Source organism: Fluctibacter halophilus (assembly GCF_020687825.1).
GTDB classification, from domain to species: Bacteria; Pseudomonadota; Gammaproteobacteria; order Enterobacterales; family Alteromonadaceae; genus Fluctibacter; species Fluctibacter halophilus.
In genome coordinates, this window is record NZ_JAJEWP010000001.1 from 1,462,130 (window position 1) to 1,483,785 (window position 21,656).

Annotated in this window: 42 protein-coding genes and 1 tRNA gene; 32 read left to right on the top strand and 11 right to left on the bottom strand. The window is 50.2% G+C overall.

The features are described 5' to 3' along the window. Nucleotides 1-123: 123 nt before the first annotated feature. From LJ739_RS06830 to LJ739_RS06845, 4 genes are all read right to left on the bottom strand, one after another. Entirely contained in the window at nucleotides 124-285 is a 162-nt protein-coding gene (locus LJ739_RS06830; RefSeq protein ID WP_229158429.1) for a hypothetical protein, read from the bottom strand. Next, nucleotides 269-544, bottom strand: coding sequence for a hypothetical protein (locus LJ739_RS06835; RefSeq protein WP_229158431.1), 276 nt, complete (start codon nucleotides 542-544; stop codon nucleotides 269-271). The genes LJ739_RS06830 and LJ739_RS06835 overlap by 17 nt, the downstream gene beginning before the upstream one ends. Before the next feature lie 82 nt (nucleotides 545-626). Beyond that, nucleotides 627-875, bottom strand: a complete 249-nt coding sequence (locus tag LJ739_RS06840) for a hypothetical protein (RefSeq protein ID WP_229158433.1) — start codon at nucleotides 873-875, stop codon at nucleotides 627-629. Beyond that, a complete protein-coding gene (locus tag LJ739_RS06845; RefSeq protein WP_229158435.1) occupies nucleotides 872-1,126 on the bottom strand; it encodes a transcriptional regulator in 255 nt (84 codons plus the stop codon). Before LJ739_RS06845 ends, LJ739_RS06840 begins: the two co-directional genes overlap by 4 nt. A gap of 110 nt (nucleotides 1,127-1,236) precedes the next feature. Between LJ739_RS06845 and LJ739_RS06850 the strand changes: the two genes are divergently transcribed. Together LJ739_RS06850 and LJ739_RS06855 are read left to right on the top strand one after the other, a co-directional pair. Next, entirely contained in the window at nucleotides 1,237-1,686 is a 450-nt protein-coding gene (locus tag LJ739_RS06850) for a helix-turn-helix domain-containing protein (protein ID WP_229158436.1), read from the top strand. After that, entirely contained in the window at nucleotides 1,683-2,123 is a 441-nt protein-coding gene (locus tag LJ739_RS06855; protein ID WP_229158438.1) for a hypothetical protein, read from the top strand. Before LJ739_RS06850 ends, LJ739_RS06855 begins: the two co-directional genes overlap by 4 nt. Here the strand turns inward: LJ739_RS06855 and LJ739_RS06860 are convergent, their stop codons facing one another. Genes LJ739_RS06860 through LJ739_RS06870 form a run of 3 tightly spaced genes read right to left on the bottom strand, consistent with a single transcriptional unit; the run spans nucleotide 2,124 to nucleotide 3,142 of the window. After that, nucleotides 2,124-2,408, bottom strand: a complete 285-nt coding sequence (locus LJ739_RS06860) for a hypothetical protein (RefSeq protein WP_229158440.1) — start codon at nucleotides 2,406-2,408, stop codon at nucleotides 2,124-2,126. 5 nt (nucleotides 2,409-2,413) lie between these two features. Then, nucleotides 2,414-2,941 carry a hypothetical protein gene (locus tag LJ739_RS06865; RefSeq protein WP_229158442.1) on the bottom strand — a complete coding sequence of 176 codons (528 nt, stop codon included), beginning with the start codon at nucleotides 2,939-2,941 and terminating at the stop codon, nucleotides 2,414-2,416. Nucleotides 2,942-2,947: 6 nt separating this feature from the next. Continuing rightward, nucleotides 2,948-3,142 (bottom strand): hypothetical protein, encoded by a 195-nt coding sequence (locus LJ739_RS06870; RefSeq protein ID WP_229158444.1) that lies wholly within the window; start codon nucleotides 3,140-3,142, stop codon nucleotides 2,948-2,950. A gap of 305 nt (nucleotides 3,143-3,447) precedes the next feature. On the opposite strand from LJ739_RS06870, the gene LJ739_RS06875 reads away from it, so the two are divergent. The 21 genes from LJ739_RS06875 (at nucleotide 3,448) to LJ739_RS06975 (ending at nucleotide 13,981) form a co-directional block, all read left to right on the top strand. After that, on the top strand, nucleotides 3,448-3,825 hold the full coding sequence (locus LJ739_RS06875; RefSeq protein ID WP_229158446.1) for a hypothetical protein: 378 nt from the start codon (nucleotides 3,448-3,450) through the stop codon (nucleotides 3,823-3,825). A 94-nt stretch (nucleotides 3,826-3,919) separates the two neighbouring features. Next, nucleotides 3,920-4,228 (top strand): hypothetical protein, encoded by a 309-nt coding sequence (locus LJ739_RS06880; protein ID WP_229158448.1) that lies wholly within the window; start codon nucleotides 3,920-3,922, stop codon nucleotides 4,226-4,228. Continuing rightward, nucleotides 4,221-4,973, top strand: a complete 753-nt coding sequence (locus LJ739_RS06885) for a hypothetical protein (RefSeq protein ID WP_229158450.1) — start codon at nucleotides 4,221-4,223, stop codon at nucleotides 4,971-4,973. Before LJ739_RS06880 ends, LJ739_RS06885 begins: the two co-directional genes overlap by 8 nt. Then, on the top strand, nucleotides 4,957-5,814 hold the full coding sequence (locus tag LJ739_RS06890; protein ID WP_229158452.1) for a hypothetical protein: 858 nt from the start codon (nucleotides 4,957-4,959) through the stop codon (nucleotides 5,812-5,814). Before LJ739_RS06885 ends, LJ739_RS06890 begins: the two co-directional genes overlap by 17 nt. Beyond that, on the top strand, nucleotides 5,811-6,200 hold the full coding sequence (locus tag LJ739_RS06895) for a putative quorum-sensing-regulated virulence factor (RefSeq protein ID WP_229158454.1): 390 nt from the start codon (nucleotides 5,811-5,813) through the stop codon (nucleotides 6,198-6,200). The genes LJ739_RS06890 and LJ739_RS06895 overlap by 4 nt, the downstream gene beginning before the upstream one ends. Beyond that, entirely contained in the window at nucleotides 6,200-6,694 is a 495-nt protein-coding gene (gene ssb / locus LJ739_RS06900) for a single-stranded DNA-binding protein (protein WP_229158455.1), read from the top strand. Before LJ739_RS06895 ends, ssb begins: the two co-directional genes overlap by 1 nt. Nucleotides 6,695-6,751: 57 nt before the next feature. Then, nucleotides 6,752-6,943 (top strand): hypothetical protein, encoded by a 192-nt coding sequence (locus LJ739_RS06905; RefSeq protein ID WP_229158464.1) that lies wholly within the window; start codon nucleotides 6,752-6,754, stop codon nucleotides 6,941-6,943. A gap of 17 nt (nucleotides 6,944-6,960) precedes the next feature. Continuing rightward, nucleotides 6,961-7,578 (top strand): sulfotransferase family protein, encoded by a 618-nt coding sequence (locus tag LJ739_RS06910; protein ID WP_229158466.1) that lies wholly within the window; start codon nucleotides 6,961-6,963, stop codon nucleotides 7,576-7,578. Nucleotides 7,579-7,590: 12 nt separating this feature from the next. Beyond that, nucleotides 7,591-7,773, top strand: a complete 183-nt coding sequence (locus LJ739_RS06915; protein WP_229158468.1) for a hypothetical protein — start codon at nucleotides 7,591-7,593, stop codon at nucleotides 7,771-7,773. A gap of 9 nt (nucleotides 7,774-7,782) precedes the next feature. Beyond that, entirely contained in the window at nucleotides 7,783-8,367 is a 585-nt protein-coding gene (locus tag LJ739_RS06920; protein WP_229158471.1) for a phage N-6-adenine-methyltransferase, read from the top strand. Between the two features lie 283 nt (nucleotides 8,368-8,650). Next, complete coding sequence (locus tag LJ739_RS06925; RefSeq protein WP_229158473.1) at nucleotides 8,651-8,974, top strand: hypothetical protein; 324 nt, start codon at nucleotides 8,651-8,653, stop codon at nucleotides 8,972-8,974. 2 nt (nucleotides 8,975-8,976) lie between these two features. Continuing rightward, the gene (locus tag LJ739_RS06930) at nucleotides 8,977-9,231 is read left to right on the top strand and encodes a hypothetical protein (protein WP_229158475.1); all 255 of its coding nucleotides are present in this window, start codon (nucleotides 8,977-8,979) and stop codon (nucleotides 9,229-9,231) included. Next, complete coding sequence (locus tag LJ739_RS06935) at nucleotides 9,228-9,488, top strand: hypothetical protein (protein ID WP_229158477.1); 261 nt, start codon at nucleotides 9,228-9,230, stop codon at nucleotides 9,486-9,488. Before LJ739_RS06930 ends, LJ739_RS06935 begins: the two co-directional genes overlap by 4 nt. A 9-nt stretch (nucleotides 9,489-9,497) precedes the next feature. Further along, nucleotides 9,498-10,217 (top strand): hypothetical protein, encoded by a 720-nt coding sequence (locus tag LJ739_RS06940; protein ID WP_229158478.1) that lies wholly within the window; start codon nucleotides 9,498-9,500, stop codon nucleotides 10,215-10,217. A gap of 13 nt (nucleotides 10,218-10,230) precedes the next feature. Beyond that, a complete protein-coding gene (locus LJ739_RS06945; RefSeq protein WP_229158480.1) occupies nucleotides 10,231-10,485 on the top strand; it encodes a hypothetical protein in 255 nt (84 codons plus the stop codon). A gap of 417 nt (nucleotides 10,486-10,902) precedes the next feature. Further along, the gene (locus tag LJ739_RS06950) at nucleotides 10,903-11,208 is read left to right on the top strand and encodes a hypothetical protein (RefSeq protein WP_229158482.1); all 306 of its coding nucleotides are present in this window, start codon (nucleotides 10,903-10,905) and stop codon (nucleotides 11,206-11,208) included. Nucleotides 11,209-11,394: 186 nt separating this feature from the next. After that, a complete protein-coding gene (locus LJ739_RS06955) occupies nucleotides 11,395-11,757 on the top strand; it encodes a phage protein NinX family protein (protein ID WP_229158484.1) in 363 nt (120 codons plus the stop codon). Then, nucleotides 11,744-12,112, top strand: coding sequence for a hypothetical protein (locus tag LJ739_RS06960; protein WP_229158486.1), 369 nt, complete (start codon nucleotides 11,744-11,746; stop codon nucleotides 12,110-12,112). The genes LJ739_RS06955 and LJ739_RS06960 overlap by 14 nt, the downstream gene beginning before the upstream one ends. Further along, the gene (locus tag LJ739_RS06965) at nucleotides 12,109-12,606 is read left to right on the top strand and encodes a hypothetical protein (protein ID WP_229158487.1); all 498 of its coding nucleotides are present in this window, start codon (nucleotides 12,109-12,111) and stop codon (nucleotides 12,604-12,606) included. The genes LJ739_RS06960 and LJ739_RS06965 overlap by 4 nt, the downstream gene beginning before the upstream one ends. Then, nucleotides 12,603-12,824, top strand: coding sequence for a hypothetical protein (locus LJ739_RS06970; protein WP_229158489.1), 222 nt, complete (start codon nucleotides 12,603-12,605; stop codon nucleotides 12,822-12,824). The genes LJ739_RS06965 and LJ739_RS06970 overlap by 4 nt, the downstream gene beginning before the upstream one ends. Then, complete coding sequence (locus tag LJ739_RS06975; RefSeq protein ID WP_229158491.1) at nucleotides 12,824-13,981, top strand: site-specific integrase; 1,158 nt, start codon at nucleotides 12,824-12,826, stop codon at nucleotides 13,979-13,981. Before LJ739_RS06970 ends, LJ739_RS06975 begins: the two co-directional genes overlap by 1 nt. A gap of 73 nt (nucleotides 13,982-14,054) precedes the next feature. On the opposite strand, the gene LJ739_RS06980 is transcribed toward LJ739_RS06975, so the two are convergent. Continuing rightward, nucleotides 14,055-14,131, bottom strand: a tRNA-Val gene (locus tag LJ739_RS06980). 230 nt (nucleotides 14,132-14,361) lie between these two features. Here LJ739_RS06980 and LJ739_RS06985 point away from each other — a divergent pair. Both LJ739_RS06985 and LJ739_RS06990 read left to right on the top strand, forming a co-directional pair. Beyond that, nucleotides 14,362-14,997, top strand: a complete 636-nt coding sequence (locus LJ739_RS06985) for a hypothetical protein (RefSeq protein ID WP_229158493.1) — start codon at nucleotides 14,362-14,364, stop codon at nucleotides 14,995-14,997. Then, on the top strand, nucleotides 14,987-15,757 hold the full coding sequence (locus tag LJ739_RS06990) for a DUF3307 domain-containing protein (RefSeq protein WP_229158495.1): 771 nt from the start codon (nucleotides 14,987-14,989) through the stop codon (nucleotides 15,755-15,757). Before LJ739_RS06985 ends, LJ739_RS06990 begins: the two co-directional genes overlap by 11 nt. On the opposite strand, the gene LJ739_RS06995 is transcribed toward LJ739_RS06990, so the two are convergent. The 3 genes from LJ739_RS06995 to LJ739_RS07005 form a co-directional block, all read right to left on the bottom strand. Next, a complete protein-coding gene (locus LJ739_RS06995) occupies nucleotides 15,750-16,781 on the bottom strand; it encodes a patatin-like phospholipase family protein (RefSeq protein WP_229159467.1) in 1,032 nt (343 codons plus the stop codon). The genes LJ739_RS06990 and LJ739_RS06995 overlap by 8 nt on opposite strands. 132 nt (nucleotides 16,782-16,913) lie before the next feature. After that, the gene (locus LJ739_RS07000) at nucleotides 16,914-17,075 is read right to left on the bottom strand and encodes a VOC family protein (protein WP_229158497.1); all 162 of its coding nucleotides are present in this window, start codon (nucleotides 17,073-17,075) and stop codon (nucleotides 16,914-16,916) included. After that, nucleotides 17,047-17,277 (bottom strand): VOC family protein, encoded by a 231-nt coding sequence (locus tag LJ739_RS07005; protein ID WP_229158499.1) that lies wholly within the window; start codon nucleotides 17,275-17,277, stop codon nucleotides 17,047-17,049. The genes LJ739_RS07000 and LJ739_RS07005 overlap by 29 nt, the downstream gene beginning before the upstream one ends. A 252-nt stretch (nucleotides 17,278-17,529) precedes the next feature. Between LJ739_RS07005 and LJ739_RS07010 the strand changes: the two genes are divergently transcribed. From LJ739_RS07010 to LJ739_RS07040, 7 genes are all read left to right on the top strand, one after another. Then, nucleotides 17,530-17,913, top strand: a complete 384-nt coding sequence (locus LJ739_RS07010) for an ACT domain-containing protein (RefSeq protein ID WP_229158501.1) — start codon at nucleotides 17,530-17,532, stop codon at nucleotides 17,911-17,913. Next, nucleotides 17,910-18,416, top strand: a complete 507-nt coding sequence (locus tag LJ739_RS07015; protein WP_229158504.1) for a PTS sugar transporter subunit IIA — start codon at nucleotides 17,910-17,912, stop codon at nucleotides 18,414-18,416. Before LJ739_RS07010 ends, LJ739_RS07015 begins: the two co-directional genes overlap by 4 nt. A 94-nt stretch (nucleotides 18,417-18,510) precedes the next feature. After that, entirely contained in the window at nucleotides 18,511-18,855 is a 345-nt protein-coding gene (locus LJ739_RS07020) for an ArsC family reductase (RefSeq protein ID WP_229158506.1), read from the top strand. Continuing rightward, complete coding sequence (dapE, locus tag LJ739_RS07025) at nucleotides 18,852-19,982, top strand: succinyl-diaminopimelate desuccinylase (RefSeq protein ID WP_229158508.1); 1,131 nt, start codon at nucleotides 18,852-18,854, stop codon at nucleotides 19,980-19,982. Before LJ739_RS07020 ends, dapE begins: the two co-directional genes overlap by 4 nt. After that, nucleotides 19,976-20,656, top strand: a complete 681-nt coding sequence (locus tag LJ739_RS07030) for a M15 family metallopeptidase (protein ID WP_229158511.1) — start codon at nucleotides 19,976-19,978, stop codon at nucleotides 20,654-20,656. Before dapE ends, LJ739_RS07030 begins: the two co-directional genes overlap by 7 nt. Beyond that, nucleotides 20,653-20,862 carry a DUF2897 family protein gene (locus LJ739_RS07035; RefSeq protein WP_229158513.1) on the top strand — a complete coding sequence of 70 codons (210 nt, stop codon included), beginning with the start codon at nucleotides 20,653-20,655 and terminating at the stop codon, nucleotides 20,860-20,862. The genes LJ739_RS07030 and LJ739_RS07035 overlap by 4 nt, the downstream gene beginning before the upstream one ends. Further along, a complete protein-coding gene (locus LJ739_RS07040; RefSeq protein ID WP_229158515.1) occupies nucleotides 20,859-21,653 on the top strand; it encodes a formyl transferase in 795 nt (264 codons plus the stop codon). Before LJ739_RS07035 ends, LJ739_RS07040 begins: the two co-directional genes overlap by 4 nt. Nucleotides 21,654-21,656: the final 3 nt, after the last annotated feature.

The following is a 21,656-nucleotide window of genomic DNA, read 5'->3' on the forward strand; positions in this document are numbered from 1 at the left end:
GCTCATTAGGGCCATGACTTCAAAGCCATCGAAGAAGCCAGACATTACGAATGCACCGACTAAAAACACGAGCGTAATTTCCACTTTATTTAGTAAACTCATAACCACTCCAAAACTGGTCAGTTAACTGACTAAACTGTGTAAGCCGCCAGATTCACGGATCAACACCATGGCGGTTACGGTGACGGTTAGGCACAACCAGGCAAGCTCTGTGATGTGGCGCTTTACCCAATCACGCACCAGCATGCGGCGATAGCCTTTGCGACGCTCAGCGGTAGTATTCACGCTTCACCACCTTGTAATGACGCATAGGTGCGCGTAGATCGGTTACCGTCTGCTTGTTGTTCCTGTAGAGAACCTGTGGTGGCTCAATAACAGTGCCGAACAACTGATCAAGCTTTGGCTTTGAATACACTGGCACTAATTGCATTCTTGAAGCTGACAAATCCCCAGCAAATGGATCTTCGCGGCGTACAATAACCGGATCTTCACCGGTAACAGTGATGACCCTAAGTCGTAACTCTTTTGCTCGTCGTCCGTTCATGCGACCTCCGGTGCGTGTTCGTCATTGGCGGCACTGCCACCAAAGAAGTGATTGAGTCGGTAATAGGTGGTGATGTGGGTTTTCATGCTGCCTCCTCAGTTTTGAGCTTTGGACTGCGTTTGATAGTGCGTAAGGCAGAAATGGCGACCTTACGTTGCTTACAGCCGGTCGCCTTTACCGTTGCCGTTCGCTGCGCCACGGAGATAACCTTGAATTCCTCATTCAAACCTTTGTGATAAACCCAGTCGCCAGGAAGAACTGGCCAAAAGTAGGCAAGTTGGCGATTGATTTCGGGAGCAAGCCATTTTGCGAGCATGCGCTTGATGTTCATGCCGCCTTACTCTCTTGGCTGGGCGGGAAGACGTCAGGACGCAGCTGCGAGCACAAAATAGCGCCACCTGTTAATTGCGAAATGTCAACGACGAAGCGATGCGAACACTTTTCAGCCTCATTGATCCATTTACTGACCAATTGCTGACTTACTTTTTTGCCGGACGCAGCTTCCAGCTTTCTGGCAAACTCGGACTGATTACCGTTCGCGACAATCTGAATAGCTTGTTTAAGGGCTTCCAGTTGGTTCATTTTCTTACCCACAACCAAAGTAGTATTTACTACTATAGTGGTGAATTTGGATACAAGCAAGATTGTTTGCTAAACTACAACTTAGTTTGTAAGTTGAGGGAAACAAATTGATGGGATTCTTTATCGTGCCGAACGTAGGCTCCCGGGTAAGGGAAGTTCGTAAGAAAGCTGGCTTGAGCCAGGAACAGCTTGCAGACATTGTTGGTGCCAGCCAGCAGACTATTGCCAAAATTGAATCAAGCCAGGAAGGTAAATCAAGCTACATTCGTGATATCGCCAAAGCGCTTGGCGTTAGCCTCGATTGGATTATGGATGGCGTTGTAAACGCTCAATCAGATGATGCAACACAAAATGTCGATGAATTCATTGATAACGCAACAGCGGCCCTCACAGACGCAATCAACAGCATGCGTGCTATCAACATTCAACAGGGAAAGTCGCCAGACGAATTTAACCCAGTGCTTCTAAAGCGCGCCTTTGGTGTATCGCTCAGAGGAAAGCTAACTGGTGACTATGTGACAGCAGCTCTCGGGCTACAGGACTTGAAAAAGGCAACATGATGAAATTTAAGTTTCGGGCTATTTCATTATTGATGGTTGTAGCTATTCCAGCGGTGCAGGCAGATGCCGAAACCAACTATTTTTGCACCTCTGACTTAGCAACAGGATTTAGCAACGAAGATGGTGTTTGGATCAAGGGTGGCTTCAAAGCTGATCAAAAGTATTTAGTTAGACGCTTAAAAGATAATGAGAAGTATGATTTTATCGAAAAGGATCGCACACATGCGGTTTTACGGATGGGTGGAACTGGGTTACCAAGCTATACGTGCTACATCAGTGTAGGTGGATACTATATATGTGATAGTGTTTTAGGGGAGTTTAAATTTTCTCCTGAAGCAGGTGCTTTTATAGCCACATACACTATAGGGTACTGGGAGGATAAAGAAGACACTGACAATACACCATATATAGAAATTGGCGTTTGCGCACCTATGTAACTAAGACGCCTTTTGCACCTTAACGGCCAGCTCCTTGGCTTTCTGCTTCAACACCAGGTATTCATCATAATTCTGATTGGCCAATGCCTGTTCTGATTCCAAGAAATACTGCACCGATTGCTTGAGCCTTTTGGTTTCAGCGCTCTCAAATTTTACGACATTCTCACCGTCAACCTGAGCGCCGGCCTTCTTAAAAAAATCTCGCTCAAACGAAAACGCCACTTTCACCAGCGCCAAGAACACCAGCAGTAAAACGAGCAAACCAAAGTAATACTGAATATCCATACCCACTACCTGTTAATTAACCAAGCCACTTTTGAACCAGTGGTTACATAAATTGACCTAAGAGCATGCAGCAACAAGACGCAAGAAACAGTCACGTTTATCATTACAACCCCAGTGCTGTAAAAGGGCCCTAAAACATCTGTGCCGATAGCAATCCGATCTGTGTACCTAAAAACTTGAAGGCAGGCCAATGCCATATAACCAACAAGCATCAAATCACTAGCTCTATCCCTAATAAGGTTTTTGGTTTTGATTACATGCAGCATGGCCGCAATAAATATCAGATCAGTGATCGCAAAAGACAGATACCAGGCGACGTTGATCAGGTGAAGGTATTCAGTGAAATGAAACAACGATTTGAGATAGATTTTCAGGATCTGGTGAAAGAGATCCAGTGCTACACCAGAAGCCACGATCAGCACAAACGCCGTATTGAATCGAACGAACATCACATAGAGGCATAACGCCAGGATATTCAACCCCAGCGTAAAGCCGTCTATAAAAACGAGATATTCAACTAGTCTATCCCACATAATCCCTTAGTCTGGCTTAGGTGGTTCTTCACCGCCGCCATTACCACCCTGTGTTGTTACCTGACACAGTATCGGGAACAGATCACAAAACGTGCTTGTGTCGTCCTCTGGTGTTGCTGCCGTAACATCCTGGGCAAGCATCACACCCGATACACCCAAACCAAAAACCAGTACCAAACCTTTTGCAATTTTGTTCTTCATGAGTCGTCTCCATTTGATTAGCTGCATTTATATACAGTCGATCAAATCTACCAGAGAACCGCTCAATCAAACCAACAAGGTTTGTTGTACCAATACAACGAATAATAACACCAAAAATTGTTGACAACAACTTTAGTTGTACTACTCTTACTACTATATTGGTAATTTGGTTGTGGTTTGGTGCTTTCCTTATTGGTCGTTTTCTTTACCGAGAAAGTCAATATTGCACACAAATCCGACAAAAGCAAAACCTGTTGCACATAAGCGACACAAAAAGTTAAGCGCTTTCATAGGAGAAAGATCGGATGAGTAATTTAGCAGAAAACAATTACAGCCCCTCACTGGTTGCTACGGCCCTGGTCGATAACATGACCCGCCCACGCAACGGCCTGTTGGTTGACGCTGAGAACGACAAAACCGGCAACGCTGGTGTTATCACCCTGAAAGGTGGTGTGACGTTGGTGTTCAGTGACTGCCTGGACGCGGATTTGACCTACGTAAAGGAAATCTGCGGACGTGATGGGCAGAGCCTGTGCGGTGACCCTTCCTGGCAATTTCTTCTTGATTCTGAGGACTGGCAGCAAGCCATGTGTGCGCTGTGGCAACAGCATGTTGCCGACTTACGCGGCAGTGACGAGCTTGCCATGGCCGAAGACGCCTACATGGAAAGCATCCCTTACTAAGAACAGGGCACCCGAAGGTGCCCCACCACAAACGGCTGGCACAACGTTTTTCGCGGAACCCAATGCCAGCCCAATGCACACAGGAGTGTAATCGATGAACGAAGTAACCACAATTGTCTATGGCGAATGCTACAGACGCTCAGAAACCGACCTGGTACATCAAATCTATCAGGCAAAGTCCAAGTTACGTTCACAGGGCGTGGACGTCGCCATTGCAGAACATTCCAGCACACCTACCGTGATGGACGTTCGCATAAAAGACCATGGAGACGTCATCCTTGATAAAACCTTCGAGGGTTTGCAAGGTCTGCGCAGTCTGCTCCACTCACTACATGAACTTGTAGTGATTTACCCTTCCGATGCACAGGGAAGTGCCTTTTCCCGGGAGGTGTCCAATGGGTAATCAAGACCAAGACAAAATCGCTTTCTGGAAGAGCGTTGAGAAAACCGATCCGAAGTACGTGAAATGGGGTCAGGTTTCTGGTCAAAACCGCGCCATGGTGGATGCCCAGTACAAGAAGCGGCTCATTACCAAAATGTTCGGCATGTACGGTCGCGGCTGGGGTATTGAAACCGGTTCGGAGGAGTACGAACGCACGCACTTTGAAAACCAGACATGCATCCTGCATTACCGCGCCGTAGCGTACTACGTTGCTGATTCGGAGCGTTGCACCTTCCCTATCGCTTCCAGCATCCGTGAGTCCTACGTTACCAAGGGTGGTAATGGCTACCTCAAAGTGGATGACGAAGCCGTCAAGAAGGTTCGTACAGACGCATTAACCAAAGGTTTCACCGACCTCGGATTCTGCGCCGACATCCATATGGGCCTGTTTGATGATCAGGACTATGTTGCCGGCGTAACCGCTCAATCCCAAATCGCTGCGGAAGAAGAGCGCGAAGCAGAACTCGAAAAGCAAAACAAAGACCTCAACGAGTGGTTCAAGAAGGAGCTGGAAGCTATCGAGCTGGTTGAGCGCCCAGTCGCAAAAATCTCAGTCATTAATCGCGTGATGGAAAAAGTCAAAACGCGCTGCGATGCAATGGGATTCAACTCGGAAAAGTACGTGTCCGTTTTAACTAAGAAACGCGCACAGATAAGCCAGCAGACCAACCAAGGCCAGGAGAGTAATCATGAAAGCATCAACTGAAAAAACAGAACTGGCACTTCGCCAAGCATCTACAGAAGTCACAGACTTTGTATCTTCCATCCAGGCTGAGGTTGAAGAAATCGAATCTCAGTACAGCTCCATTGTACCGGATGCTAGCAGTAAGGAAGGTTACGACCACTGTAAGCAGGTTCGCCGTGACGTACTGCCAGTGAAAACAGCTCTTGAGAATGCTCGTAAAACGTTGAAAGCGCCAATTCTCGAAGCTGGGAAGCTGGTTGATAGTTCGTTAAAACCGCTAATCGACCGCCTTGAAGCGGTGTATGCGCCTTTCGTAAAGGCATGCCAAGACGTCGACAACGCCAAAAAGCGAGCCGAGGAAGAACGTAAGGCCAAAATTCAGGCCGAGTTCGACCACATGAACGGCATCTTAATGAAGGCGATTGGTGAAAGCTCTTCGGTGATAGAAGCCCTTATCGATGATTTGACCAATATGAGTATCGATCCTGACACATTCCAGGACCGGACCGAAGAAGCGGCAAAACTCCATTTTGAGGTCACCAGTAAGCTGTCCGATCTACTGGTTGACGCCATCAATCGTGAAGAACGTGAAACCATGCTACGTGAGCAAGAACAAGCGCATCACGACGCACATAAAACGGCATCACCAGACGTATGGCAGGAATATGCCGAGCAAAGAAAAGGGTCAATTGATGATCTCATGCCTAAAAAACCAATTCGCACTCTCGGCGCGCACGAAGTCCACGTGATCAGCGCTTTCGTGGCCGCTATCTCTCAGCCTGATTCCAAGCAATTCAACGACGAACTGAACAAGCGTACTGCTGCTTACTTCAAGCAACACGGCGTACAGGAGGCTGCGTGAACACACATGGCGTCCTAGTCAATTTTGGCAAGCACAAAGGCCAACCTATCACCCAGGTTCCTGTTAGCTACCTACGGTGGATGATTAACGAAAACGCGCCAATGGCTGAGGTTGCCAGAGCTGAGTTTGAACGACGCGGCGACACCATGCCAAAGGTTGAGTTGTCAGGTCATGCAATCGACAACGCCTCTATTCGCGTTCTTCGCATCTGGCACGAGACTAAACACGAAGACGAAGGGCTTTATTCATGGCTTCAACGGGTAACCCTTGAGGCGCTTGAGTTGGGTGAAGTCAAAAACGGAAAAATTCACCACATGGGAATGAAATTCGTCATTGAAAAAGGTGAGGAATTCCCAGTGCTTAAAACGATTATGAGGAAGAAGTAATGGCTTCTAAAGGCGTAAACAAAGTGATCCTTGTTGGCAATCTCGGTCAGGATCCAGAAGTCCGGTGCACGACCAACGGCAACGCAGTGGCCAATTTGAGTATTGCTACCAGTGAAAGCTGGAAAGATCAGCAAGGACAGTTCCAAGAGCGCACAGAGTGGCACCGCCTGACCATGTACCGCCGTTTGGCGGAAGTGGCCGGTGAGTACCTGCGCAAAGGCTCACAGATTTACGTGGAAGGCAAATTGCAGACCCGTAAATGGCAAGACCAGCAAGGCCAAGACCGGTACACCACTGAGATCATCGTAGACAGCATGCAAATGCTGGGTGGTCGCGAGCAAAGCGGTGGGCAGTCTGCGCCGGCGGGAAACCAACCCCAACGGGGAAAGCCACCGGCGAGCAATGGCTATCAGCAAGCGCGGAATGGGCAGCAAGGCAACAACCAGCCGATAGCTGAGCCCGACTTCGACTTTGATCAAGACATTCCCTTTTAATTCCTGTGGGCCTTACCCCGGTTAAGCGGTCCGGGGCTTTTTTTTGAGGATATGACAATGGACGAACAATATTTCTTTGCACTACTGCGTGAGGCGCATAAGCAGGGGTATCTCAACGCTATGGCAGATTCAGCAAGCGATTCTGAATGGAACGATAGTGACAGCGACTTTGATGATTGGATTGCTGAGGTAATCGCTCAGCGCCAAGTGGGTGACCTGGCTATTGAGTTGCCCGGCAAGCTGGGTTAACGCGGGAGGATGTGACCATGGTGATTATTCCAGAGAGAAAAACGGTGCTTCTTCTCGTGCCAAAGGCAGCAAGCAAAAGCTTGAAGGCTGCTGTGTTGGCGAGGTATCCGAGTGCGTTCATGCTCTACCGCCACATGGAAGCTGACGGTATCCCAAAAGGCTACGACACTTGGACAAAGATCGGTGTTATCAGAAACCCAATCGACAGGCTGTGGTCACTGTTCAATTTCCTAAAGACATTGAGTGGCCCATATGATGCTGATTACATCGAAAGAATGCGGCACAGTGTCGCTAATGTGAGCTTTTCTGATTGGGTGCTGGGCAATAACGAAGTGTTTACCAGTCCTTACGCGGTGGGCTCAGTGCAACCAGAATACATGGTCAACCACGCCATTCCTGAAAACAGAAAGTCTCAGCACTTCTACCTCAGACCTGATCTTGGTACCAAGGTTTATCCGTTCGAGCGCTTGGGTCAATTATCACGTGACTTGGATCTGGTTAGCGTTCCGCACATCAATAGAGCGCCAAAGGCGAATTCGTACGATCTGACTTTCGAGGCACAACAGCACATCCAGAAGTACTTCGCGTGGGACTTTGAGTATCACGCACAACTAACCGAAGCTGTAGCGGCCTGAGGAGAAATGACCATGTTTGCAGTATTTGGAGTAACTACCGAATCAATCAACAAGGCAGCCAGGAAGAAGATGGAAGGCTTTATGGTTGAGCGTGAATTCGGCGGCAAGAAAAAGCGTGTGATGCCAGACCGTAATGAATGGGAAGCCGCGCATGAAGTGGCAGAACTGGTTCACACACCCCATGAACACAGGTAAGGCAGCATAATGGCAATCTTGATTAACTCAAAAACCGCACAGGACGAAAAGGACCGTTGGGGTACACGGTGGGACTGCTTCTACGATGCAATGGCGCTCACCGGTTACCGCTTCATTCTGGATGTGTGTGCAGAAGAACAGACCGCCAAGTGCGGGCGGTTTATCTCACCCAGTGAAAATGCATTAAGTGTCGACTGGGTTGAACGGGCGCATTGGTTACAGACCATGTTCACGCGCAACACCCCATCCATTGGGGGCGCAGTATACAGCCCTGCAGCATGGTGCAACCCACCCTTTACTCAGAAAGAGGCGTTCTTGTCGCGTGCATTTGACTGCGCTCGCCGTGGGCTTCCTGTTGTTTGCCTTACACCCTACGACCGTTCTACGAACTGGTGGCGCGATCATGTTCGCGGCAAAGCGACCCGCGTGTTTATCCCTGATGGCCGGTACAATTTCCTGAAGGTGGACGGCAAAACAAAGAAAACCGGTGTGAACTTCCTTTCCTGCTTCATTGAATACGGGGTTGGTGCCGGTGCGATGGAAACACAGTACATCGACTTCGTGCGCGGTGTTTATCGGAGGGTAGCAGCGTGAACAAGATCTGCATGCCAAAGGCTTGCGTTAGTTGCATCCACTTCAACCCCATTGGCCGGGACTTTGATAGCACTCACCAGGTAACCAATGAATTTAGCAGCGCTGTTGCCTACGGCGCCCGGATACCTTTTGGCATTTGCTCAATGTATGGGGTTGAGTGTTTCTCAACGCAGATATGTAACAGATATTCGGCAGAAGAACTGATTGAGGTAGTCGATGTAACCAACCGTTCGGAACCTCGTGAACCGATTCAAGAGTCAATTTTTTAATAGGGGGAGTGATTGTGGGATATGCAAACTGTGGAACCGACAGCCAGGGCCGTGCAATTGGCTATGCGATACCCGCCACCTGTGACCACCCTGGGTGCAACAAGAAGATTGACCGTGGCTTGGATTATGTCTGTGGCCGAATGCATGGCGAAGATGAATACAGCTGCGAAAAGTACTTCTGTCACGAGCACAAAGCTAACCACCTTCAGGATTTGCTGGGCGACATACAGACAGTATGCGATGGGTGCCAAACGGAACTGCTCGAATCCGGTGAATGGGTGGATGACGATGGGCTACTGGTTTATATGTCGCAAGCAACGAGTGTCGAGGAGGAATGATTGTGAACAGAACAATTCAAGCAGCAGAAATCATGCTCTCAACTGGTGGTTGGTATACCGCTGGGAAATTGGGTGCGGAAATGGGTATCAGCGCACCAAGCGCCAGTGGCCTGCTATTCAACATACGCCAAAGTAAAAAGTACCAAATCGAAGTAACCGAACTCCCCAACAGAAAGGTCAGGGTTAAAGCAATCTCTGGCAGGACCATGACCAATGCTGATGCATGGCGCCTAGCGTTATTTGGTAAAGCCGCATGAACTACCTAGCCCCCGGTGCCGAAAGCCGTGAACGTGTTGATCTAATGCTCTCACAGGTACGAGTACAGAGTGTGCCCATGCGTAATGCTCTGTATGAACACCTGGTGCATGGGGCTAGTGAATCAGATGTGGTGTTTAGGTTTGAGGTAGACCTATCCAATTTCAGGCGGACATTGAGCAGGGTTAACGAGTTCATGGCCGTGGTTGAGAAATTTAAAGAAATGGACTGGGCGCATCTGCGTGCCAGGGTAGCGTGAGGTGACAAAATGAAACTCGAAGGCAAGTGTTGCAAGCCAGCAAACGAGACAGAATACGAATTGATGAAAGCTGTGGCGGTTGCGGCGGGGTATAATAAATGGCCTTATGGCCAAGGATTTTCTAACAATTGGCCGTGCTGTGTTACGTCGAGTGGTTTATTTTGCAATGGTTGTGAACCTATAGAAATCACCCTGCACGATTGGGTGTTCAAATCCACCCATAAAGACACCGGTGAGCTGGTTGTGCCGGAGTGGGCTGATCATGTTTTCCTGTGCCTTGGTAGTTTTGGTTGTGGAGATTCGAATAAAATGGCGCCGGTCAAATCGATTGGTTATGTTCCAGAACCGCTCAAGGTAAATAAATTAGTAACAATCATCACCCGACAGCCCGAAACAGAACAATCATGGCACGAGCGCGGTGAGTTTCCGCCTCCGCAAACGTACTGTCAAGTAAGACTGACAGGAATATGGATGAATTGCTTTGCCGTTGGCCCAGACGATTTAGGCGGTTTCGTTTATCGCATAGACGGTGGCTACGATGTAATGAATAGACAAGAATGCTTCCGCCCAATCCCCGAAAAATCACCACGCGACAAAGGTATTGAGGAATTGTCAAAAATCTTCTATGAAGCCGGTGGTGAACCAAATGATAAATCGTTCGGCGCAATCTACGACGCAATGAAATCCGGCAAGCTTGATCCACCAACAGCACACAACGTGCCAGAGTAGAGTGAGGTGAGGTATGAAATTTGAAAGCAAGTTTGGTATTGGTGAAATTGTTTGCCGAGATGTAATGAAGAGTGACGAATTGTATAGCTCTGAGTTGTACGAGGTTGTTTCTATTTCATTTGGCAAGGACGGCAGACAAGTTATCAGTTGCCTGCACGCACAAACACAGAGAATCATTCACTTTGACCCTGTTGACATTGAAGGTGACCCAGACTTTGACCAGTCGTCTGGCAAGTATATCTATCGGGAACAAGCCAATGACCAATAGCAGCAGCCCATATTGGCACTATAAGTGGCCCCCATGGCCTTGTGTCGTCATTGTATCCAGTGGGCAGAGCATGGCGTCGAGACGATATCCGCCCATTGGTTATGAGAAGCGATGGGATAGTGTTGCCGGCATCCAAAGACTGGACCAAGTTTCAGATGTTGAGCGCAAGCTGGAGCGCATAACTAACAACCAATACTGGCAAATTATCGGCAGAATTTTTGATGCCACAGGTGTGGAGGTGTAACCCAATGACCAATAACAAAGAGATATTCCGATGTAAGGTTGATGGAGTGCTGCCGGGTAATTGGACTATAGGTGGTCGAGCTGTTTTCGCAGCGTGTAATTACAACTGTGTTGGGGACAACAGTAAATGTCACGCGCCAGCCGAATACAAATGCAAGCACAAGGTGAATGGCAATGAGTAAATACACACCAGTAACACAAAGTGAATTCCATGAATTCCTTGATAAATACGATGGCAAACTGACAGTGGATGTAACCACCATGTGCGAACCGCCAACGTGTTCATTCAACGACTTCACGCTTGGAAACTGGCCAGACAGTGTCGTTGCCCGGTGCAGCGTTTTCCACGATGACGAGTATTACACATCTGGGTTGGATGATTATGCACCCTCACCTGTTTTCAACGGAAAGCTGGAATCGTCGTGGAAGGTTCTGACAAAACTGCTCCCGGTTACCAAGGTGAATGACAATGACCAGTGAACAAGAGCGGGCAATAGACCAGATGGCAGAACTGATTGCTGACGACCTAATAAAGCAATGCAGCTTGTTGATAAAGGGGCGATTGCAAAAGTGGGCCAAAGAAACAAGAAAACAGTTGAAGGATAAGCCACCCGGCAGACCACAAACGCCACCACGACCACCAACAATGCCATGCGGAGTACAGCAATGACCAATGAAGACTACCATAGCATGAGTGATTCTGAGATTAACGGATTGGTTTTTGTTAAATCAAACCCGAAGTTTGAGTTTGCTGAGTATAACGAAGAGCATGACGAGCTTTATTGGTGTGATGCAGCAGGTCAAAATGATTTTACATTTAAAACACCATGTTATTGCAACAACCCATCAGACGCATGGCCAATTATTGTTGAGAATAAAATCAGCATTTGGTCACAAGGTTCAAACTCAAAATTATGGTGCGCTTTTTGGCATAGTGAGGAAGGGCTGCGGCACGTATCTACAAACCCCCTGCGCGCCGCAATGATTGTTTACCTGATGATGCAGGAGAAACCCAGTGACCACAATTAACGAACAACAATACCAGCGCTACTGCGCTGTTGTGGGTGGCGCGCCGACTGACGCTTTCGGCGCGGGGAAAGCATCTGGTGATTATTATGGAAAGTTCGCCACGCACGAAAATGGAATTCTAACTCGCTTTTGGGCTGTTTGGGATGGTGAGTCTTGGCAGGCGTGTGACGAATGCGAAGAAGACGTTACGCTGCTGTCCGACATCAAAACACATATCGCAATGTATGAAGAAAATCAGAGGTTGCGTGAATCAAATGCGAAGCTGCGCGACCGCATCGATAAAGCCCTCGAACACCTCTATGCTGACAGCGACGAGAGCGCGTATAACGCAACATGCGCTTTGGAGGCATCATGACTACCCACAACGTAGAAGACAAATCCCAAAAAGAGCTGGTCGAAATCGTGAAGATTCAGGAAGAAGAATTTGCCAAGCTACAGCGCGAAAATTATGCAAAAGACGCAAAACTTTCAGAAATGCATCGCTTGATAGAAAAAATATCGCGGCTGCTCGCTGAGGAAGTTGATAAATACGGAGGTCAGGAATGTGAATTCCGCCACGAAATCGACGAACTGCAACAGGAACTACAAGCAGAGCGGCAACGGGTGTTGGTTCTAGCCAATGTTGTAGAAAGCGCGATTGAATGCATGTTTTCAGGGTGTGACTATAATGCGCTTGATATTCAGGAGGCATGTGAAGAGGCCGGAATCATTGTGCTCACCAAATACGACCCCTCTACACACGGTGATAATGACGTTGACGCTGAGAAAGGCGACCCGTGGTACGAGTATTCAATGTGGTTTGCTAGGTTGTCCAACCAACTACGCCAACAGGCTAAGGATGCGGCATGACTATCGCACTTACCCCTCAAGAGTATGCCGCAGAAGTCTGGAAAGGTGGTATTACCGGCAAAACTGTCCTTAACTGGATCAAGAAAGGTAAAATGCCACCGGGTACGCGGGTAGAGATCACCCCAACCGGCCGGCACTTGATCTACATTGAAGAAGTGGAAAAGACCAAGGTTCAGGAACTGGTCGAGCAAATGAAGGCTAAAGCGAAGGCAGCGTAATGGCTCCACGGAAAAAGAAAGTCGACAATCAGGATATGCCCACCGGACTGTCACCGGTTAAAAAGCGTGGTGTAACTCGTTTCAGATATCGCTACCCGACCGGCAAAGACTTCTGGTTTCCGCCAGGAACAAACCGGATGGACGCTGTTGAGGCTGCACGGCTATTCAATGCAGAGTACCGTAATCCATCCCTGAAAGCGCTTGAGCAGTCCGACAAGTACAACAGACCCCTATCCTACTGGCTACCGAAAGTGATCAAGCGTGTGCAGCGTGAGGAATCGCTAAGCAAGCGTGTATTTGATGCCTTCATCAGTAATTGCGACAAACTGCTTGAGCAGCAAGGCAACACCTACAGCAAAGCGATCACGCTCGAAACGGTAAACGACTTCCTTGATGAATTTGCCGCCGGCGCAAGTGCGGAAGCCTACAACCGGAAAATCAGTTTCTTACGCAAGGTGTTCAGTTACCTGGTTGATATGTCGGCCATGGAAAAGAACTGGGCAGACGATAAGAAGCCACGCAAATTGGAAGCCAAGAAGCGTCGCAGGCTAAAGCTGGAAGACTTTCAGCGGATCCACAGCGTAGCGCCAGACTTTTTAAAGATCGCCATGGAGCTGGCCATACAGACAACCCACGCGACATTGGAGGTTAGCCGGTTAAAATACCGGGATTGTCGCTACCTGAAACAGCCAGAGATCATAGATGGTGTTTTGGTTTACGGCTATATGCGGATCCACCGTCAGAAAGTGCAAACCAAAGAATCATCGCGGGTTGAGATACCTATCACCCAGGCCCTGAAAAACATCATTGAACAAAGCCGATCGGACAAAGTGCTTAGTCCGTACATCGTTCATCGTATCGGGCGTTATCCGAATCAAATAGGCGAAGGTTGCGATCACCCAACACAAGTATCGAGCAAATACATCAGCAAAGCGTTTTCAAAGGTCCGTGATGAATTGGGTGTGCGCGAGAACTTAAAAAAGGAGGAGCGTCCAACGTTTCATGAGATACGGGCGCTTTCTATTCACCTGTTCACAAAAGCAGGAATGGATCCACAGTCACGGGCAGCGCACGCGGATGCGAAATCAACCAAGGTTTATCAGGAAAACCACGTTGAATGGGTACGTGTTCCAGCCGGGGAATTGAAGGTTTTTTGAATACTGTATTAGGGTCCCGATAGGGTCCGGATAGGGTCCGCTTTTTAAGCGGTCGGCTACAAGCCAGGAAAAGTGGTGCGTCCGAGTAGACTCGAACTACCGACCCCCACCATGTCAAGGTGGTGCTCTAACCAACTGAGCTACGGACGCACTGAATAGACATCACTTCATTGCTGAAGCGGCGCGTATAATATACGCCCTACACAGACGGTTCAAGGGAAAAATCACCCTTGCCGGTTTGATTGCTGACAAAACCGCCAAGGTGGACTAAAAACAATCAGCCTGGCTCTGCACCACCAACCAAAGTAACCATATATAGTTACATTTGACTTTGTAACCACATAAGGTTACTTTTAAACAGTCATCATGCAGAGACCACTATGACAGCATCGAATACCCTGTTTGCCGTATTGACCGGCGACATAGTTGAATCAACCACCCTGTCACGTGAGGGTTTCACTCGCGTGACAACGCAGCTCAATCGCACTCTGGCATCGATTGAACAAGGCTTCCACGCTGAAAGCCTGGTGTTTCGTGGCGACAGTTTTCAGGTCAAACTGCCAGATGCAACACAGGCAGTGGCTGTGGCGACCCATCTCAGACTTAGCCTGAAATCGGTGGCCAGTGATTGTCGTATCAGCATCGGTATCGGCAACGTCGACAACCCTGCAGCACCACTGGCCAATGCCACGGGTTCAGCCTTTATCGCCTCGGGCAAAGGTCTGGATAATATGCATAAAGAAAGATTGCAATTGCATACCAACAGTCTCACTCAGGCTACCGTGCTTATCGTCCGTTGTCTTGATGTACTCCTTACCCAGGCCACCGTCCGTCAAGCACAAGCCTTAGCGGTTTACTTCACAGACACTTCACGGCAACATCAATCTGTGGCAGACGCACTGGGCACCTCCAGGGTCAATGTCACCAAACTCCTGAACCAGTCAAACTATGGTTTGATTGAAGACATGCTGAACTATTGTTCCACCACATTGGGAGCCCTCGGGGATGACAGATAGTGTTTTGTTAACCGGACTGATACTGAGCCATATCATTGCCGACTTTTACCTTCAGCCACGCAGTTGGATTGCGTCACGCAATACCCGACATTTCCGCAGCCCGGCGTTGGTTTGGCATGCCGGTGTACACGCCGCGCTGGCTTCGGTGTGGCTAATCAGCTATGAGGTCATTCAATTTGGCTGGGATGATGTGTTTCCTGCGCTCGTCCTGGCTCTGCTGATCGGAGTGACCCACTATGTCACCGATGTGATTAAGTCCTACCTGCCAGACCAGACCCGCTACTTCCTGCTCGATCAGGCCGCCCACCTGTTGATCATCCTACTGGTGTGGTTGGACTTTACCCAGAATTACGCAACCCTGGGGGCGATTCTGGCCGACGGCTTATCGGTTAAAACACTGGTACTGCTGATTGCTTATTTGCTGATCCTGCGTCCTTGTGCGGTCATGATCACCCTGCTGTTGCGTCAGTGGGACCCTCAGTTTTCCAATGACGCAGAAACCCCTTACAGCCTGATGGCTGCCGGTGAGCACATTGGCTACCTTGAACGGGTGCTGGTACTGACGTTTTTGTTTACCCAGCAATACGCCGGGATCGGGTTCTTGCTGGCCGCAAAATCCATTTTCCGGTTTGGCGACCTGCGCAGCAAAAACGATCGCAAACTGACCGAATACGTAATGTATGGCACCCTGCTGAGCATGGTGCTTACCGTGATGATTGGCTTTACCGCCATGTTACTCAGCGGCCTCCCCATCAGATAAACGGCAGCGGTTTCAATCGGGAAACAACCTCATCGTTGTGAACAGCCTGCATAAAGGCCTCTCCCAAGCGGTCGGACTCACTCAGTACGGTTTGCCAGTAGCGGATCCGCGTGTCAGCGTCGAGGTTTTCAAAATCTTTTCTGTCCGGGATCTTGGCGTACGGCAACCGCGCTACAAAGTCATCCGATGGTACAACCATCACTACCTTGTCATAGCTTTGTTGATGGGGACGTCGATAACCCAGCGATTTGTCAAACCATCCCGGGATAGGACGCTTGTAGAAATGGGGATACAACACCAGGCCATCCTGGGGACCAAATTGCAGGTCGAAGTGGTAGTCAACAATGCCACCGTCCCGGTACATGCCTTTAGGTGCACCATTGATGTCGGGCACCCCCTCGATGACAATTGGAATGGAGCCCGAGGCCATCAGTGCCGAGGCAAGGTTTGCTTTACTGAGCGGTACAAACTGGCTCGACATCCCGGCGGGATCCGTCACCGACAATTGACTGTCCGGTGCATGAAAAAATACCCGATCGTAAAACCGTTGTAACCAGCGACGGTTCAGCGCGTTGGCACCGGCACTGGCCAGCAAACCGGCCATCTGCAGAGGTTTTGCTTCAAAGCGGGTTAACCCTTTGCAACGGGCGACGATAAAATGGGCTTTGATCACGGGATTATTAATGATGTCATCCACGCCCTGGTCACCCAACACATAGTCGAGCAACTCCAGTCCCTTCAGGGTAATTTCACGGGCATCCGGCTTGGCCGAATAGACGGTGTGAGAATAGCGATCGGCGAGGCGATTGATTGCGGCCAGTGGATCAGATTGGGCAAAACAGGCAAATCGAAACGCGCCGGCCGACGAGCCAATGACGTTTAGGGGACGCTGACGTCCGCGAAAAAATTCGGGAAACACGACCCGATCAAGACCGGCCAGTACGAACCACTTCGGACCGCCAGATGCCCCCAGCACATAATCAAACAATTCGGGTCCGAATCCGTCTCGCTGAAGTCGCGACATGGCTTCTGGACCAGCATAAAAATCCAGCACGTTGTCATTCCAAGGTTTTCGTCAGGGCCGCTAATGTAGCAACCTCAAATCAGTTTGCAACACACCCAGAATAATCACGGTATATAAACCCTGTGAATAAGCCTATTGCTGATATAACACACTCATCGCACCGGCTGGATCGGCAACAACCCTGTAGCGACTGTTACCCATGCACTTCTCTATCGTCACACAGTGCCCGCCGGATTGTTCAACCCGCTGTATAGCCTGGGCTAAATCATCCACCACGAAATACGGTAACCACATCCTGATTCGTTCCCCTGGCATGACACACGCCGGCCACTGGCGAATCACTGCCAGGCAGCTTCATGGCATAATCGTTGTAATCGCCCATCCCAACATTCTCTACCTGCCATCCCAGTACCTGAGTGTAGAACGCACTGACCCCGTCGGCATCGTCAACGGTCAGATCCATCCATGCCATTTTGCCTTGTTGATGTTCGTTCATGATCGATCTCCTGATCTGTGGGTAACTTGCCCGATCTTAGGGTAGTTCATCCACAGGAAAGGATTGCCGAAATACCGACCAATCCATTTTAATCTTTATATTTCATTGAGTTACAGACTTTCCAGACAGTACTCAACAAGGTTATCCACAGTTTTAGTGGATAACCCCACTGTGCAACGAGCGTTTTTTTTACCTATTGACTTGCGCCAAGAAGCCCGCAAAATAGGGTTATACGGTTTCCAAGGATGTAAGATGCCAAAACAAACACTCGCCGTTCTGCCGGATCGTTTTACGATCCACAGTTTACCGGTCAGCGCAGAAATTCCGCAGCAGGTGCTCAACTCATCCCTTTACTTCATCGGTAAAACCCATGAAGAACTGTCCATTGTGGTACCGGAAGCCGTGCACATTGAATCCGAAGAGAGTGACTCCGACTGGCGTGTACTAGAGGTCCTTGGGCCACTGCAACTGTCGATGGTCGGCATCATGGCGCAAATCGGCAACGTGCTGGCCAGCGCCAAAGTCAGCATTTTCATTGTCTCCACGTTTGAAACTGACTTCTTTCTGGTTAAACAGAAAGATCTCGACACAGCGACACAAGCGTTGGAACACGATGGCTACAAAGTCATTCTGTGACCTCTCACCTGTCCAGGCTGGCCGATACAGCGCCTGAGGCCTACAAGGCCCACATAGACATTGCCAGTCCGGCTCACGGTACAACGGTTGAGCTCTCTCAGGCGCATTCTGCGCTGTTTTCTGCACAGCTTTGTGGCGATGGTGTCGCCCTGCGTCTAACCGGTTCGACTCTGGTAGCGCCATTTGACGCCACCGTCACCTTCATCGCTGAAGCGGGCACTGAAGTGTGTCTGCGCAGTCAGCAAGGGGTACAACTGATGATGTCTCTGCAACCGGATCCTGAGGCGCTGCACGGCCAGGGCGTTCGTTGCCAGGTCGGCAAAGGACAACAGGTATCACAGGGGCAAGTGCTGATCAGCGTTGATCTGCCCAGCGTCAACCGAACACTACAAAACCCGCTATGGACACTGACTGTGCCTAACAGCATGCGCATGCAAACTGTGGTGCCCCATTACGGACAAGTCCAGCAGGGACAAGACAAGGTATTGTCCCTGTATCTCTGACCGTCAAATCAACGCCTGATACCTTTGCGCTGATTTGCACATCTGGTTATAGTTGCCGCTATTCTGTTACCCCAATCAAGGAACAACCATCACTATGACCACCCTGTACGGCATCAAGAACTGCGACACGATTAAAAAAGCCCGCAAATGGCTTGCGGATAACAACATCGAACATGTGTTTCATGACTATCGTCAGGACGGACTGGAAGAAAGCTGGTTACGTGAAACAGAGGCCGCATTAGGGTGGGAAGCGCTGCTCAATAAGCGCGGGACCACGTTTCGTCAACTAGATGAGGCCGACAAGCAGGATCTCAACCGCGATAAAGCCATCGCGTTGATGCTGGCAAATCCGGCGATGATCAAGCGCCCGGTACTGATCCATCAGGGCCAGTATCTGCTGGGGTTTAAAGCACCTGAATACGCGGCAGTGTTGTCATGACCGACAGTGTACTTGGCCTTGCAAAAGCGCTGATCAACCGTCGCTCAGTCACCCCTGACGATGCCGGTTGTCAGACCCTGATGGCAGACCGTCTGGCGCCGCTGGATTTTAACATTGAAAGCATGGTGTTCGATGACACCACCAACCTGTGGGCACGACGGGGCACTGACGGTCCGGTATTCTGTTTTGCCGGCCACACTGATGTGGTGCCGAGCGGGCCTGAGCAGGATTGGCAAACCCCGCCATTCGAAGCCACCGAGATTGATGGCTATCTGCACGGTCGCGGTGCCGCCGACATGAAAGGCAGCCTGGCGGCGATGCTGGTTGCCACCGAGCGCTTTGTGGCCAAACACCCGGATCACAAAGGCAGTATTGCTTTTCTGATCACCAGCGATGAAGAAGGCCCGTTTATCAACGGTACTACCCGGGTCATTGATACCCTGGAAGCGCGGCAGGAAAAAATCACCTGGTGTGTGGTCGGTGAACCGTCCAGCACCGCACGTGTCGGCGATGTGGTCAAAAACGGACGACGGGGTTCGCTTACCGGTGCCTTGACGGTAAAAGGAATACAAGGCCATGTGGCCTACCCTCACCTGGCCAGAAACCCGGTTCATCAAGCCAGCGCCGCATTAGCCGAATTGGCGCAGACCCACTGGGATGATGGCAATATTTTCTTCCCGCCGACCAGTTTCCAGATTTCCAACATTCACGCCGGAACCGGAGCAGGTAATGTGATCCCCGGCCAGTTGGATGTGTTGTTTAATTTCCGTTTCTCCGCCGAAGTCACCGACCAGGCGCTGATCAAACGGGTTTATGAGGTACTCGACCGCCACGCGCTGGAGTACGATATCGACTGGACGTTCAACGGCCAGCCCTTTCTGACCGATCATGGCAAGCTACTGGATGCCACCCAGCGGGCGATTGAAGAAGTAACCGGCCATTGCACCGAATTATCCACCGCCGGTGGCACCTCCGACGGACGCTTTATCGCGCCTACCGGGGCCGAAGTCATTGAACTGGGGCCGGTCAATGCCACCATACACAAGGTTAACGAACAGGTTAAAATCGACGACCTTGAGCAATTGGCACTGATGTACGAACGTATTATGGAGCATTTACTGTGCTGACCACGCGACAGTGGCTCGGGCTGGATTGCACGCACGTGGTCAATGTCGACCAGCGCCACCGTCTTCACCCAAAGGCCGCACAGGCATTCAGCGCCTTACAACAGGCGGCACAGGATGACGGTGTCGATTGCCAGTTGGTCAGTGGTTTCAGGGACTTTCACCACCAGGCCCGGATCTGGAATAACAAATGGCTGGGCATTACCGTGATCAGGGATCTGAACGACAATCCGGTCAGCGCCAGTGATCTCACCGACGTCGAAAAACTGCACCACATTCTGACCTTTTCCGCCTTGCCCGGCGGCAGCCGACACCATTGGGGCACAGACATGGATGTGTTTGACCGCCAGCAGGTCACACAACGTAATCATGACTTTCAGTTGATCAGTGCGGAGTATGACACTGATGGCCCCTGTGCAACACTCAACCAATGGTTGACTGAACATGCAGCGCAGTTTGGATTCACCCGCCCCTATCAAACCTATACCGGTGGTGTCGCCGTGGAACCCTGGCACCTGAGTTATTCACCGGTTGCGCAGCAGATCGAAGGGTTACTCGACGTTCAGCCTCTGGCCGATGCCATTGCTGAGCAAGATATCGCGGGTAAAGCCTGTATACTGGCGCACATCGAGGCGTTGTTCTCGCGTTACACACTCAATCAGGGAGACACACCATGAGCGTCTGGATGATAGTGGGGATCATTGCATTGGTACTGGGCCTGGTGGTCGGCAACCTTTTGCTGCTGAGGGATTCGAGTAAATTCCCGATCCCGAAAGGCTTCGACAAAAACCAACCAAACCCCAAACCCGCCTGGGATGATGACGATGACTGGCCCAAGCGGCCGGCCAAAAAGTCAGATCAATCAGACGATCAAACACCGTGAACATCGTGTTGCTGGTCAACCGCGACCTTGCCAGTGTGGTTGCGCTCAACCACCTGTTGCCACAATTGCAAGAACACCGCTTGTTCGGCGTGCTCAGCGAACGGGTTGGCCGTTCTGGAGCCCGCCACCCGGCACTGGCCACACTGGCGTTCTATGAACAGACCCTGCTCAACCAATTGCTTTCACCGGCAAACGGCAGCAGAAGCCAGTTGTTGAATATGGATCAGCTGTCCGATCACTACCCTTTAGAATGGCTGGACATTCAGGCCATCAACACGCCCCAGGCCCACCAACAATTAACTAACGTCACGCCTCAGCTATTGCTCAGTATCCGTTTCGGGCAAATACTGCAGCCCGCCACCATTGCCCTGGCTGAGCATGGTGTACTGAATCTGCACTCGGGCATTTTGCCTGACTACCGTGGCGTGATGGCGACGTTCTGGTCGATGTTGCACCAGGCCAGCCATATTGGCACCACAGTGCACTGGATTGAAAACGCCGGTATCGACACCGGCGCGGTGTTAGCGGTCGATCGTCAGCCACTCAATCAGCACAATAGCTATCTGGAGAATGTGTTGTCACTGTATCCACCAGGGGTCAACCGCCTGTGTCAGGTCGTCGCTCAGTTGGCGAAAGGTAAGCAACCGGATAGTATTCAACAGGACCCATCGGCAGGCCAGTATTTCAGCTTACCTGACGATGATGCCCTGCAAAGGTTCAGCGCCGCGGGTCACCGCTGGGTAGACCCACAGCACATTGCAGAGATTTATCAGCAGTTTCTGATCAGCTAATGG